The organism is Shewanella sp. 10N.286.52.E4, assembly GCF_041468785.1.
GTDB lineage: Bacteria > Pseudomonadota > Gammaproteobacteria > Enterobacterales > Shewanellaceae > Shewanella > Shewanella electrodiphila.
The window spans coordinates 1-12,046 of sequence record NZ_JBFRJJ010000027.1 but is presented as its reverse complement, the minus strand read 5'-3'; the positions used below and the strand labels follow the sequence as shown (position 1 = coordinate 12,046).

16 protein-coding genes and 1 pseudogene are annotated in these 12,046 nt (G+C 39.3%); 7 read left to right on the top strand and 10 right to left on the bottom strand.

Annotation, left to right across the window (positions count from 1 at the left end):
- Positions 1–36: 36 nt before the first annotated feature.
- Positions 37–750 carry a DUF3313 family protein gene (locus AB4153_RS15880; protein ID WP_371998114.1) on the bottom strand — a complete coding sequence of 238 codons (714 nt, stop codon included), beginning with the start codon at positions 748–750 and terminating at the stop codon, positions 37–39.
- 217 nt (positions 751–967) lie between these two features.
- Here AB4153_RS15880 and AB4153_RS15875 point away from each other — a divergent pair, with 217 nt between their 5' ends.
- Entirely contained in the window at positions 968–1,423 is a 456-nt protein-coding gene (locus AB4153_RS15875; RefSeq protein WP_371998113.1) for a GNAT family N-acetyltransferase, read from the top strand.
- A gap of 34 nt (positions 1,424–1,457) precedes the next feature.
- Here AB4153_RS15875 and AB4153_RS15870 read toward each other — a convergent pair whose 3' ends face one another.
- The 3 genes from AB4153_RS15870 to AB4153_RS15860 all read right to left on the bottom strand — a co-directional run bounded on the left by AB4153_RS15870 (position 1,458) and on the right by AB4153_RS15860 (position 3,194).
- Positions 1,458–1,661, bottom strand: a complete 204-nt coding sequence (locus tag AB4153_RS15870) for a helix-turn-helix transcriptional regulator (RefSeq protein WP_303517031.1) — start codon at positions 1,659–1,661, stop codon at positions 1,458–1,460.
- Positions 1,658–2,074, bottom strand: coding sequence for a hypothetical protein (locus tag AB4153_RS15865; protein ID WP_229372340.1), 417 nt, complete (start codon positions 2,072–2,074; stop codon positions 1,658–1,660). Before AB4153_RS15865 ends, AB4153_RS15870 begins: the two co-directional genes overlap by 4 nt.
- A 280-nt stretch (positions 2,075–2,354) precedes the next feature.
- Positions 2,355–3,194, bottom strand: coding sequence for a mechanosensitive ion channel family protein (locus tag AB4153_RS15860; RefSeq protein ID WP_371998112.1), 840 nt, complete (start codon positions 3,192–3,194; stop codon positions 2,355–2,357).
- A 283-nt stretch (positions 3,195–3,477) separates the two neighbouring features.
- Between AB4153_RS15860 and AB4153_RS15855 the strand changes: the two genes are divergently transcribed.
- Positions 3,478–3,942 carry a hypothetical protein gene (locus AB4153_RS15855; protein ID WP_229372338.1) on the top strand — a complete coding sequence of 155 codons (465 nt, stop codon included), beginning with the start codon at positions 3,478–3,480 and terminating at the stop codon, positions 3,940–3,942.
- A gap of 121 nt (positions 3,943–4,063) precedes the next feature.
- On the opposite strand, the gene AB4153_RS15850 is transcribed toward AB4153_RS15855, so the two are convergent.
- Positions 4,064–4,273, bottom strand: a complete 210-nt coding sequence (locus AB4153_RS15850) for a YdcH family protein (protein ID WP_102526427.1) — start codon at positions 4,271–4,273, stop codon at positions 4,064–4,066.
- A gap of 305 nt (positions 4,274–4,578) precedes the next feature.
- Between AB4153_RS15850 and udp the strand changes: the two genes are divergently transcribed.
- Positions 4,579–5,337, top strand: a complete 759-nt coding sequence (gene udp / locus AB4153_RS15845) for a uridine phosphorylase (RefSeq protein ID WP_229372336.1) — start codon at positions 4,579–4,581, stop codon at positions 5,335–5,337.
- 11 nt (positions 5,338–5,348) lie between these two features.
- Here udp and AB4153_RS15840 read toward each other — a convergent pair.
- Positions 5,349–5,549 (bottom strand): annotated as a pseudogene (locus AB4153_RS15840) (hypothetical protein).
- A gap of 418 nt (positions 5,550–5,967) precedes the next feature.
- Between AB4153_RS15840 and AB4153_RS15835 the strand changes: the two are divergent.
- From AB4153_RS15835 to AB4153_RS15820, 4 genes are all read left to right on the top strand, one after another.
- The gene (locus AB4153_RS15835) at positions 5,968–6,444 is read left to right on the top strand and encodes an NfeD family protein (protein ID WP_102526429.1); all 477 of its coding nucleotides are present in this window, start codon (positions 5,968–5,970) and stop codon (positions 6,442–6,444) included.
- A gap of 67 nt (positions 6,445–6,511) precedes the next feature.
- Positions 6,512–7,447, top strand: coding sequence for a slipin family protein (locus AB4153_RS15830; RefSeq protein ID WP_102526430.1), 936 nt, complete (start codon positions 6,512–6,514; stop codon positions 7,445–7,447).
- A 1-nt stretch (position 7,448) separates the two neighbouring features.
- Positions 7,449–8,387: an SPFH domain-containing protein gene (locus AB4153_RS15825; protein ID WP_102526431.1), complete on the top strand. Its 939-nt coding sequence runs from the start codon at positions 7,449–7,451 to the stop codon at positions 8,385–8,387.
- A 227-nt stretch (positions 8,388–8,614) separates the two neighbouring features.
- The gene (locus AB4153_RS15820; RefSeq protein ID WP_371998111.1) at positions 8,615–9,823 is read left to right on the top strand and encodes a glycosyltransferase family 4 protein; all 1,209 of its coding nucleotides are present in this window, start codon (positions 8,615–8,617) and stop codon (positions 9,821–9,823) included.
- A 50-nt stretch (positions 9,824–9,873) separates the two neighbouring features.
- Here AB4153_RS15820 and AB4153_RS15815 read toward each other — a convergent pair whose 3' ends face one another.
- From AB4153_RS15815 to AB4153_RS15800, 4 genes are all read right to left on the bottom strand, one after another.
- A complete protein-coding gene (locus tag AB4153_RS15815; RefSeq protein ID WP_229372330.1) occupies positions 9,874–10,155 on the bottom strand; it encodes a hypothetical protein in 282 nt (93 codons plus the stop codon).
- Between the two features lie 121 nt (positions 10,156–10,276).
- Entirely contained in the window at positions 10,277–10,669 is a 393-nt protein-coding gene (locus AB4153_RS15810; RefSeq protein WP_229372328.1) for a hypothetical protein, read from the bottom strand.
- Positions 10,670–10,767: 98 nt separating this feature from the next.
- Entirely contained in the window at positions 10,768–11,010 is a 243-nt protein-coding gene (locus AB4153_RS15805) for a hypothetical protein (RefSeq protein ID WP_102526435.1), read from the bottom strand.
- Positions 11,011–11,040: 30 nt separating this feature from the next.
- Positions 11,041–11,607 carry a low molecular weight protein tyrosine phosphatase family protein gene (locus AB4153_RS15800; protein WP_371998110.1) on the bottom strand — a complete coding sequence of 189 codons (567 nt, stop codon included), beginning with the start codon at positions 11,605–11,607 and terminating at the stop codon, positions 11,041–11,043.
- Between the last annotated feature and the right edge of the window lie 439 nt (positions 11,608–12,046).

Here is a 12,046-nt window from a genome sequence, read left to right as displayed (position 1 = left end):
CTAAGGCGCTTGATTCAAACTAATGAATGTAAAATGTTAGTTTCCAGTTTGAGCATTGGCTTCAATTAAGGCATTTTTGAAGTCGTTTGCCCAGCGACGATAAACCGTTTTGACATCTCCCCAATTAAATACTTGAGTGTTTTGACGCCATTGATCAAATCCCATCGCACGATCGGCAGCTTTCGCTAACACTTCGCCACTTTCAGCATCTTTAAGCACGGCTAATAACACCATCGAGCCTGAACTTTGGGTGTATGTTTTACCTGATGAGTTAAAGCTTCTGCGAGACTTTTCAATCGGAGCAGTTAAGCGAATATCGGTGACTGCAGTTTCAATGATTAATGTATTTGGCCCAGCTTGCGTGACTAATTCAAAAGGCTGCTCGTTATTAAACACATCGGCAACGGTCTTTGAAAATTGTAGCGCCATTTTATCTAATGACGCTTGAGGTAGGTCGTAGGTTGCGTTTAAACCGTCACTTTGCCTATCAATTTTCGGCGCGCGATAATCATCAGGGTGATCGTTGGTGACCTTCGTCGGTTTAAAATACAGTTTACTGTATTGCTGCCAATTAACATTGGGTCTTGCATATGAAAGTGCGAGCTTTGAATTATCGACTTTAACTAAACCATCTTTAGTGGTTTCAGCATCAGGGCCTTGTTGCAGTGTCGCGGGTCCAGAGGCGCAGCCAATAAGGCTGAACAATATACTGGTCACTAGAATAGCTGGGTAAAACTGACGATTGCGCATATGATTAATCCCTTAAATAATACTGTTAGTAAATATGGCAGCTTAATCAAAAGAGTCAATCACAGCGTCAATCAATGCATTAGTCTCTGTTAAGCTAAGATATTATGGTTAACTATTTTATCGTTGAGATACAAGGTCATAGCGTCATTAAAGTGGTAGTTGTAATAGCCAAATAAGCTTGGTAAAAAGAGAATGAGTAGCAAAAGGAATGATAAATATGGATATTAGACTTGACGACCTCACAGGCGATGATGTGGCAAAGTTATTGAGTGAGCATTTACAAGATATGTATGCGACTTCACCTGCCGACAGTGTGCATGCATTAGATTTATCCAAGCTGCGCCAACCTCATATCGACTTTTGGACTATTTGGGAAAACAACCAACTAGCAGGTTGTGGTGCGATTAATCGATATTCAGTAGACGATGTCGAAATAAAATCTATGCGGGTATCGAATGCATTTCGCCGCCGTGGTGTTGCAGCTACTTTATTGACCTTTATGCTCAATGAGGCTAAAGCTAGCGGGGCTAAAACAGTTAACTTAGAAACGGGTTCCATGGATTTCTTTATCCCTGCAAGAACGTTATATGCTCGCCATGGTTTTATTGAATGCGGCCCCTTTGCAGATTATAAAGCAGACGCTAATAGTGTGTTTATGACCCTGAGTTTATAAGCGAAATAAACGCACTATTAGCTGCTTTTATTATTCAAGATACGACCTCTTCATCTTGGAAGATATCTTCAATTGTGAGCTTAAATAATCTTGCTGCTTTAAAGGCTAAAGGCAGACTCGGATCGAATTTACCTTTTTCAATCGCATTAACAGTCTGTCTGGATACATTCAATAAGTCAGCCAGTTGCGCCTGAGTTAAATTGTGCTCTGCCCGTAGCACTTTTAATCTGTTATTCATCGATATTTCCTATTACCCAATATAATGCCGACCATGTAGGTTAAACTCATGACGATGACAAGATGAGAAATTTCTGCATGAGCGTTGATTATCCCTGTTGTAGCTAGGGTTGAGTAACTAATACCCACAATTAATCCGACTCCAAGGCTCAAGCCCATGGCATTTAACTGAATTTTTTGTTGTAGCTCATCGAGAGAAGCGAGGTGTTGTTTATTGGCCCAGATCATACCGATACCCACCAAGAAGTTTCCTCCAATTGTAGCCACCGTGATGATGTCATTTTCAGGCCACAAAAAGATAGGCCCAAAAGTCGTTATTGCGAGCGTTATCACCCATGCTGCAGTCCATTTAGCTAATCGTATTGTGTTGATGCTGTTGCACTTTTTCCAATCATTATCCATTGAATCATTCATAGAACACCCTGTTATCCATTTTGATTTAAAATTAAACTTAACTTGTCTTTATGTAAAGTAAACTTGACTTAAATATGTGCTTCAAAAATCTAAATGTCAAGTTTTAGCGACATTTTGTCAAGTTGGCACGACATAGTTATAGGCGCTAGAGGGAACTATTTGGCATTTTTTGAAAGGGTGGGGAGTTATTAAGTTGCTAATCTATAAGCTATAAATCACTCAGCGAGTTATAAGTATAACTCGCTGAGTAAGCGTAAGGGAGTGATCGACTAACGGTAGATTAATGTTGTAGATGGATCTCTCTCACCGGACAAGGAATGGTAATGCTAGCGGTTTTTAATGCGCTAAAAATGGCTAAATTACTTTGATATTTATCTTCATAATAACTTTTAGTTGGTACCCAATAGCGCACACCAATTTCCATTCCTATGCTATTAAAGTCATTAATACCAACCTGTGGCGGACGAGACTGATTCACTTTCTCTTGAGACAATAATGCATCAGTAATTAACGAAGTCACAATTTTGGGATCGGTTTCATAATCAATGTTGAACTTGGTTTCGACCAATTTGTATTCTTGAGAGTTATGTAAGATTTCACCAACAATGTGCTTATTAGGAATATGAATTAACTCGCCTTCTTCGTTAGTCAGAATCGTGAGTCCTAGTTGAATTTTTTGTACGACGCCTGACACGCCTTGGATCTCGATAGTGTTACCAATAACAAAAGGTCTAGTGACAATAATCGTCACGCCTGCAGCGTAATTGGCAAGCATGCCTTGTAGCGCTAAACCAGCGCCCAATGAGGCAGCACCAATAGCGGCGACCATTGGCGTTACACTGATCCCGAGTTTGCCTAAACAAATAATCGATACCATGACGATGATGGTAATTCTGACAAGGTTTGAAACAAAGTTACCTAAAGTGACATCAATATTATGTTTTTCAAATTGATTGGTCACCACATCAGACATCTTGTTAGCTATCCAGATACCAATGAGCAAAATGATAATAGCGCCAATGATTTGGAAGCTATATTGGACAATAAACTCTGTCAGCAACTCATAAACATTTTGCAGTTGAGCTAATTCTTGATCTAAGCCTGCTGGGGTCTCATTCATAATGATGGTCTTTTTATTAGATGAATAAACAGATAATCACTGATTATAGTGTTGTAATTAAGTGTTGTCTTGGGTTGTTTTTTAACGTTTTTACATAATTAGACTCACAAAATATTCATTAATCCTATTTCATTAATTTTAATGTCGTTAATACGTGAGATACCTCAAGTTTTTCAGGCTAGTTAATAGGTAGGGAATCTCATTAAGGTATAGTGCATTGCACCCTCTATTTGAAGACTTTTTCTATGATTAAGGCTTTAAACCCTACTTCAGGAATAACAAGATGAAAGCAATTTTATTTGTAGTAAGTTTATTTTTTATGACGACGGCACAAGCGAATGTGTTTGCTGTGAACGATAAAATTGAACCTGTGACGTTAGAAGATCAATTTGAACAACCGCTAGTGATTAACGAGCAAACCCAAGTTGTACTATTTAGCCGTGGTATGAAAGGTGGCGAATTCATCCAAGAAGCCTTAGAGGCAATTCCAGCAGAGAAAAAGCCTGAAAACTTGGCTTATATTGCTGATATCAGCGGCATGCCTTCACTAATTGCTCGTTTTGTTGCAATCCCAAAAATGAAAGATTTACCTTTTTCAATGGGGCTTGATCGTGAAGGTGAAGTGACAGCTTCTTGGCCTGCGGAAAAAGATATGGCAACAGTTATTGTATTAGATAAATTTACCGTAGTCAGCATTGAGAACTTTGACTCAAGTGACGCTATTGTTGAAGCAATCAGTAAGCAGTAATTCAACTCAAAAAGGCGACTTAATCTAGCCTAAAACTAAAGGACGCCTATGCGTCCTTTTTTGTTGCTTGCGTTACAAGGTTAACTCGTAAATGCTTACAGTAAATAAGCGAAATTACCGCTTACTGTTTTTTAAGCATGGTATAAATTTCTTCTTTTAAATGTAGCTTCTTCGACTTAAGGATTTTAAGTTCAGGTGTGGTGTCACTATTATAGTGCTTTTCATGATGCTTAATTTTTTCATCTAACTGATTGTGCTCATCAAAAATCCTAGAAAAATGTGCATTTGATGTTTTTAATTTACTGATTAAATCACGGTACTCTGGAAACATAGAACAACTCCTTTTCGTTACTGTTAACTTAAAATTACTCCCTCTTTTGCCTAGGTAACGTGACTAAGATCAACTATTGCTTGATTGGGTAAAATTGCCCTAAATGAACTAAAATTAGCTATTATTTTTTAGGTGGTTTATGGTGCGCTAAATTAGCTAACGATGTTTGCGCTTGTAAATTTGCCACGGCAATCGTTTTATAAATATCAAGATTTATGTGATCGAGTTAACCTTAACTGAGTGGATAGTGGGTTAAAGTCGACACAATTAGGATTTTATATTCAATAATGAAAGGGGTTTTCAACATGGCCGACGTATTTCACTTAGGTTTAACCAAGCAAATGCTTGATGGCGCAACTTTGGCAATTGTGCCTGGCGATCCAGAAAGAGTTAAGCGAATTGCTGAATTAATGGACAACGCGACTTTCTTAGCAAGTCACCGTGAATATACAACGTATCTTGCTTACATTGATGGCAAAGCTGTTGTGGTTTGCTCAACGGGTATTGGTGGTCCATCGACTTCAATTGCAGTAGAAGAGTTAGCACAATTAGGTGTGACGACTTTCTTGCGAGTGGGTACAACGGGTGCGATTCAACCTGAAGTCAATGTGGGTGATGTGATTGTGACTCAAGCATCAGTGCGTTTAGACGGTGCAAGCTTGCACTTTGCGCCGCTTGAATTCCCAGCAGCAGCTGATTTTAACTGTACGACAGCTATGGTTGCAGCATGTCGCGATTATGGTTTAGAGCCTCATGTTGGTATTACGGCTTCTTCAGATACTTTCTACCCAGGTCAAGAGCGTTACGATACCGTTTCTGGTCGTGTGACAAGCCGCTTTGTGGGTTCTATGAAAGAGTGGCAGTCAATGGGCGTGCTTAACTATGAAATGGAATCAGCAACCTTATTCACTATGTGTGCTTCTCAAGGCTGGCGCGCAGCGTGTGTAGCGGGTGTTATCGTAAATCGTACTCAGCAAGAGATCCCTGATGAAGCGATGATGAAGAAAACCGAAGTCAGCGCAATTACCATCGTGGTTGATGCTGCTCGTAAGTTATTGGCTTAATATTATTAAGTCTAATTAGGGCCTGTTGATCTTTCAAGGTTGTTTTTGCAGCGAATTGTTGGCCATTTATACAAGGCAGAGACTTTGTGGTGTAGTTATTCTACATAAAAAGTCGATAACGCAGTAAAAATCGCCAACAAACGCTGCCCAAAGGGTTCGACTAAAAGCGTTTTACTCTTTGTTGGATGAATCTTGCTTAGATGACTAGGCATCAATCCATCCGCCTCAATTAAAACGCTTTTATTTCGAACAAAACTTAACCGGCAAAGTTCAACAGGCCCTAGTTAACTTATTGTAATTAAAGGTGCTTCGGCACCTTTTTTGTTGCCTTTTTTTTACGAATGATGAAGTAATTTTAATGTAAACCTAACCCTTCAACGAGGGAATGTGATTGCAATTTCATCGTTTTACTGTATTGTTGACATAATATGTCGCATTTAGCAGGCATTATCGATAACGATTATCTGTCGTCATTGTTGCTACTATTTTCATTAATATTTTTACTACTATGCCTTAGGCATTCCAACAGTTATCAAGTCTATACAATTCACGCTATCCCAACTAAAGAGGATGCCGAACAGGGTTTTATAGCTTAAAGGATTTTATGATAACGTTTTTACAGGGGGGTATATGGAGTTTTCAAATCCAACCAGCATTTGGTTAATTGTTGGTCTTATCTTAATGGTCGCGGAAATTATCGTTCCGGGCGGCATCGTAATCTTACTCGGCGCTGCATGTGTTATCGTCGCTGCTGCATTGTTTGCAGGGATTGTTGACGGCGCAACACAAAGCTTTACCTTATGGTTTATTACGTCAATCGTGTTGTTACTGAGTTTTCGCCATATCACTCAAAAAATGATTGGTGGTGATGCTCATGTGGATAATACCGATGAAGAAATGGATTTATATAATCAAGTTGTCACGGTAAAAGCGGATATTGGCCCCGGTGAACATGAAGGACGCGTGACGTTCTCTGGCACTGAATGGCCTGCTTTAGGTGATGGCACCGAGATCAAATCAGGCAGCAAAGTGCGTATTATATGTCGTGAGAATATCGGATTGATTGTTGAGCCTTACGTTGAATCAGAACCCGAAACACCGAATTAAAGTGTTATTGCGCTTTAACACTAATCGAATTTAAGTAAAAACCATATTTACAAAAGGAAGGGGAAGTATGTTTGAACTAACCATCGCATTTTTATTTATCATGTTTATTCTTTATAAACTGATGTTGATAGTGCCTATGCGTGAGGTCAATGTGATCGAACGTTTAGGAAAATTTAGAACCGTACTAAAACCTGGATTTCATTTCTTAGTGCCATTTGTGGATCGCGTTGCTTACCGTCACGATACCCGTGAAGAAGTATTAGATGTCCCGCCACAAAGCTGTATTTCAAAAGATAACACCCAGCTAGAAGTTGATGGCTTAGTGTATTTAAAAGTCATGGACGGAAAGTTAGCCAGTTATGGTATTGAGAATTACCGCCGCGCTGCCGTTAACCTTGCACAAACCACCATGCGTTCAGAGATTGGTAAATTGACCTTGTCGCAAACCTTTTCAGAACGTGACAGCTTAAACGAATCTATCGTTCGTGAGATTGACAAGGCATCCGATCCTTGGGGGATCAAAGTACTGCGTTACGAGATCAAAAACATTACCCCTTCAATTCACGTTATCCATACGCTTGAAAAGCAAATGGAAGCCGAGCGTCGTAAACGTGCTGAGATTACCTTAGCTAATGCTGAAAAAGACGCAATGATTAATATTTCGCAAGGTGAACGCCAAGAGGCAATTAATTTGTCAGAAGGGCAAAAACAGAAACGAATTAATGAAGCAGTAGGCTCAGGTCAGCAGATAACGATTATTGCTCAAGCTAAATCTGAAGGCATGAATATGATTTGTACCGCCCTTGATAATGAAGGCGGTAATGATGCAATGAATATGATGCTTAAAGAGCAGTTCATCAGCCAAGTCGGCAGTATCTTGTCTGAATCTCAAGTGTCGATTGTCCCGGCTGAAATGGCCAAGCTTGAAGGCTTCTTTGAGGGCATGGAGCAAGTGACTCACGCGGTAGCTAAAGCACCGGCAGCAACAAAAGGAGCACGTTAATATGTTAAATGGAATTGATACCGATTTTGTTGTGATGATTATTTGGGGCGCGATATTTCTCATTTTCGTGTTAAAGCTATTTCAATCTATTCGCTTAGTACCGACTAAATCGGCCTATATTGTTGAGCGTTTAGGTAAGTATCACAGCACCTTAGATGCAGGCTTTCACGCACTGGTGCCGTTTATCGATAAAGTGGCTTATATACATGACTTGAAAGAAGAAACCATTGATGTGCCACCACAAGAATGTTTCTCAAGTGATGAAGTGAATGTTGAAGTGGATGGGGTGATTTATATTTCAGTCACTGATCCAGTTAAAGCGAGCTATGGTATTACTGATTACCGTTACGCAGCGATTCAGCTAGCACAAACCACCACACGTTCAGTGATTGGTACGCTTGATTTAGACCGCACCTTTGAAGAACGTGACGTCATTTCGGCTAAAGTGGTTGAAGTACTCGATGAAGCGGGCGCTATGTGGGGCATTCGAGTTCATCGCTATGAAATCAAGAATATTACTCCACCAGAAACCGTTAAAAATGCCATGGAAATGCAAGTGAACGCCGAGCGTGAGCGCCGTGCATTACTGGCAAGAAGTGAAGGTGATAAGCAAAGTAAAATCAACCGTTCTGAAGGTATCATGACTGAAACCATTAACCGCTCAGAAGGTGAAATGCAGCGTATTGTCAACGAAGCTGAAGGTAAAGCTGAAGAGATTTTAACTCTGGCTAAAGCAACAGCAGAGTCGATTGAAAAGTTGGCTGTAGTGATTTCAAAACCCGGTGGTCAAAGTGCGCTGCGCCTGCAACTCGGTGAGCAGTACTTTAAACAACTGGGTGGCTTAAGCGACAAAGACAATCGTGTGGTCTTACCCGGCAGTATGATTAACTTCGACTACTGGTTAAATAGCATGGGTCTTGAAGACGAAAAGAAGAAGTAGCTTTCAGCTGCTTTGGTTAACTCAAAACGCTGAGTATTAAGTTAACCTAGATAAAAAAACTAAAAGAGGCTAGCACTACGCTAGCCTCTTTTTTTGATCGTTAAAGCGGGTATTACGATTAACCTTTACTATCAAATGAAGCCTTTGCGAAATCAATGAGATAACGTTATGTTTAATTAACTGGCTGCTTGCCTTGTTCTGTTTTAACTTATCACTGATGGAATTTGATGAAACCTAAGATTTTGCATTGTGTCGATGACCCTAACATGGGCGGCGTTAATTTTGCGCTGCAAAGCCTGTGTGGCTCCACGTTGCAAGATGACTTTGCATTCGATATTCAATATATCGATTTTTCAACGCCTGTGAATATCAATAGCGATGCCGACATTATCTGCCTTCATGGGGCATCAAACTGGCGAAACCTGCTCAACATTATTCAGTTTAAATGGCGTCATCCAAACACCACATTTGTGCTGCAAGAGCATCATTACAGCGCCGCTTTTGTCAGTGAACAAATTAGATCTCCCAAGCGTTTTTATTTAATGCTGAAATTGAATTATTGGCTGATGGATAAAGTCATCGCCATCGCACCTTCACAGCAACAATGGATGCTAGAACATAAGCTTATTTCTCAGCAAAAAATCGCTTTATTAGGGCAGGGACGGGACTTAACTCGTTTTACCGTCAGTGTTATCGCTAGTCAAATCGCCAGTAATAACCCTAACAAAAGGCCTAGCAAAACCCCTAGCAAAAGCCAAGATAAGTTAAACGCTAATGAGGCTCCGGTATTAGCCGCCTATGGCCGATTTCACCCTCAAAAAGGCTTTGATTTATTAATTAAAGCCATGCAGCAGGTGAAGTCACCGTGTCGATTATTGTTAGCCGGTGAAGGTGAACAACTTAATGAGCTTAATGCGTTAGCAGCAAAGGTAACTAATGTTGAAATTGTCGGTAAAATAGATGATGTCCCCAGTTTTTTACAAGCCTGTGATGCCGTCATTATCCCGTCAAGATGGGAGCCATTTGGGCTGATATTCATTGAATCACTAGCAATGAATAAACCGATTATTTCAAGCCAAGTGGATGGCTTAGGCGATCAAATTAACCAGCATGCAGCACTTCATTCGATGGACTATGGCCATCAATCTGCGATCACAGCTATTGCAGAGCCTATTTCAGCTGATTCGATTGCAGATGCCATTAATCATTTTTTATCTCAAACAGCAGCAACTTCCTTGGTGGATGCTCAATTTACTGAAGAATGCCAACTCATTGATGAAAGCCAAGTCGTTGCAGAGAGCCAAGTCACAGCAGCTGGCTCAGTCGAGCCTAATACAGACTACATTGGACAGTGGAAAACCCAGCAATGGCTTGTGCTACAACAAGCATGGAAAAACCTGTTTAAGCAGCTTTTAGAAGACAAGAAGGAAAGTTAGTAATAGAAAAGAAGTTAAGCCGCCCTAATGATTTTAAAGGCGATTAATTACTATGATATGCCGATTAACCAAGGTAGTGCAGCCCCTAAACCTACAGAAAACAAGCCAAGTATAAATTTTATGTGATTCATGTAACTACATTTTGAGTACATAAATACCCCAATGAAAAAGGCCAAAAACGACCAGATAATCGAACCGATAAAATATAACTGCAAAGCACTTTGATTAACTGAACCTGTATAAGCAGGGCCTGCAATATCGTTCAAAAGCAGTGCTACTAGCAAACCTAAAACAGGTAAAAAGCCAAGCATAAAAATTTGTTTATTGATCATCCATTTATTCATTATTGAATCCATTCAATTAAAAGGAAATATTTACACTACAGAGCAATAACTAGCTGGTCAAATTAAGCGGCGAAAGAAGAGTAGGTAACTGTTCTATTGGTTAAATTTTTTACTGTGCGGCTTCTTTATTGATGCCCCGAAAATACTTACCTAAATAAAATGCAGCTAAAACAGTGATTACATCAATAGGGAAATTAATCCTCCACATAGGAGGAATAAATAACTCTCCTAGCAGTAATAAATTCATCGTTAAACTTAGCAATGAACAAGCTGAAAAGGATAACGCTAAGTGAAGGATTGTTCGGTTAACCTGTTGTTTAGCATAGATGGTTAAAATGAAAATACTTAATAGCGCAGATGGTAGTTTTTGATAAATAAGTAGTTCATTTAAAGATTTAGGTGAATAATAATCTACTCCCCAAAGTACTGATAGTAGTGTACTTAATCCTGTTTGAGCGATAACAAGAATAAAGCAATATTTTATAATTCGATTCCAATTCATAGCTATCCTTGCCACATATCGTCTGCTAATTAGGTGTATCACAGTAAGCAAGTAAATGAACTCTTTTAGTCCTGGCTTAATATCCTGTTAGCTGGTTTCTAGTTTACTGAACATTTGCTAGAAATTTTAATTTTGAGTTCGCCAACGGTTTCAATAAAAGGTCGAATTGAACAGAAACCAGCAGCAATAAGACCCATTGAGCCATAATTTAATGGCAAACCGACCCCTTGTGACATGATGTTGTAACCAACCAAATATCCAATGTTATAAACTGCACCAATAATGACAAAGGGCAGAATAAGTAAGAATACCCAAAAACGAATTTCTGACAATGAATTCATAACTAATCCTTTAGATTTATATTTTTGCAGCTAATGCCCAATTAACGGGTTAATACTTAGGTAGCTGCCCACTGTTTGTTGCATAATTTCTACCAACTCACTATCCATATATTGATAATCATCAGGAATATCTAATACTTGAATCTCTTTATAATTTAGTAGCCTCGTAAATTCAGCTTTAAGCCTGTTTTTATGCTTTTCTTCCATAACAAAAATCACGTCTGCCCATTGAATATCTTTGACGTTTACTGTTCTTTTAGCTTTAGGGCTCGTACCAGCTGATCTAACGTTTAGTTCGGGGTGGTTCTTCCAAACTTGCTCTCCAGTAGGACTACGCCATTGATTACGACTACATATAAAGAGGATTTTTTTCACATTACTGTCCTCAATTGGCATTTCATCATCTAATTTTTGTCTCAATGTTATTGGAGGGTAATCAATCCCTAATTGTTTAGCTTGTTTTAATTTTTTCGAGCGAATGTACATAAGCTTCCAGTTTTTCTCTGGAGTAAATTGCTTCTCAATATGTCCATCTTCTTTGAGTTTTTTACATTCTTTCTTTGCCTGTCTCCAAGCTTTATTTCTGTCGTTATCCATAATTCTCATCAATTTATCGGGTTCAGCAGCCGCAATAATACGGTGAGATTTGGTGCGGAGCTTAAAGCCCCTAACAGCTTATTAAACGGCTCGCCTTATGAAGTCGGCGGCTTAAGTTATTGATTAATATCATCCTACATTTTTATCTGCTTGATATAAATACTAATTTATTTTTTACAGCTTAAAATTAAACGAGCTTTCCTGATAAAGGTGGCTGAAAAATAATGATTATTTTTTAAATTGATAATTATCATAGCGTTAGAGTTAGAGTTAGAGTTAGAGTTAGCTACCTTGTTTCATTGTCTAGCGATGTTTGGAATAGCTCAAAGTCGTGGCGCTTCGCCCACACCCGACGAAAGGGAAACAACAGCATTTCCCTTCTCGACATCCCTTGCCGCTCCGGCGAAGTGTTTTTCCTCATGCTACAGAGCTAATTTAC

Excerpts from the sequence above, each read along its gene's own strand:
- AB4153_RS15820 (WP_371998111.1), top strand. The coding sequence starts at position 8,615 with ATGAAACCTAAGATTTTGCATTGTGTCGATGACCCTAACATGGGCGGC.
- AB4153_RS15875 (WP_371998113.1), top strand. The coding sequence starts at position 968 with ATGGATATTAGACTTGACGACCTCACAGGCGATGATGTGGCAAAGTTA.
- AB4153_RS15835 (WP_102526429.1), top strand. The coding sequence starts at position 5,968 with ATGGAGTTTTCAAATCCAACCAGCATTTGGTTAATTGTTGGTCTTATC.
- AB4153_RS15850 (WP_102526427.1), bottom strand. The coding sequence starts at position 4,273 with ATGTTTCCAGAGTACCGTGATTTAATCAGTAAATTAAAAACATCAAAT.
- AB4153_RS15830 (WP_102526430.1), top strand. The coding sequence starts at position 6,512 with ATGTTTGAACTAACCATCGCATTTTTATTTATCATGTTTATTCTTTAT.
- AB4153_RS15810 (WP_229372328.1), bottom strand. The coding sequence starts at position 10,669 with ATGAATTGGAATCGAATTATAAAATATTGCTTTATTCTTGTTATCGCT.
- AB4153_RS15855 (WP_229372338.1), top strand. The coding sequence starts at position 3,478 with ATGAAAGCAATTTTATTTGTAGTAAGTTTATTTTTTATGACGACGGCA.
- AB4153_RS15800 (WP_371998110.1), bottom strand. The coding sequence starts at position 11,607 with ATGGATAACGACAGAAATAAAGCTTGGAGACAGGCAAAGAAAGAATGT.
- AB4153_RS15880 (WP_371998114.1), bottom strand. The coding sequence starts at position 750 with ATGCGCAATCGTCAGTTTTACCCAGCTATTCTAGTGACCAGTATATTG.
- AB4153_RS15860 (WP_371998112.1), bottom strand. The coding sequence starts at position 3,194 with ATGAATGAGACCCCAGCAGGCTTAGATCAAGAATTAGCTCAACTGCAA.
- udp (WP_229372336.1), top strand. The coding sequence starts at position 4,579 with ATGGCCGACGTATTTCACTTAGGTTTAACCAAGCAAATGCTTGATGGC.
- AB4153_RS15865 (WP_229372340.1), bottom strand. The coding sequence starts at position 2,074 with ATGAATGATTCAATGGATAATGATTGGAAAAAGTGCAACAGCATCAAC.
- AB4153_RS15870 (WP_303517031.1), bottom strand. The coding sequence starts at position 1,661 with ATGAATAACAGATTAAAAGTGCTACGGGCAGAGCACAATTTAACTCAG.
- AB4153_RS15805 (WP_102526435.1), bottom strand. The coding sequence starts at position 11,010 with ATGAATTCATTGTCAGAAATTCGTTTTTGGGTATTCTTACTTATTCTG.
- AB4153_RS15815 (WP_229372330.1), bottom strand. The coding sequence starts at position 10,155 with ATGATCAATAAACAAATTTTTATGCTTGGCTTTTTACCTGTTTTAGGT.
- AB4153_RS15825 (WP_102526431.1), top strand. The coding sequence starts at position 7,449 with ATGTTAAATGGAATTGATACCGATTTTGTTGTGATGATTATTTGGGGC.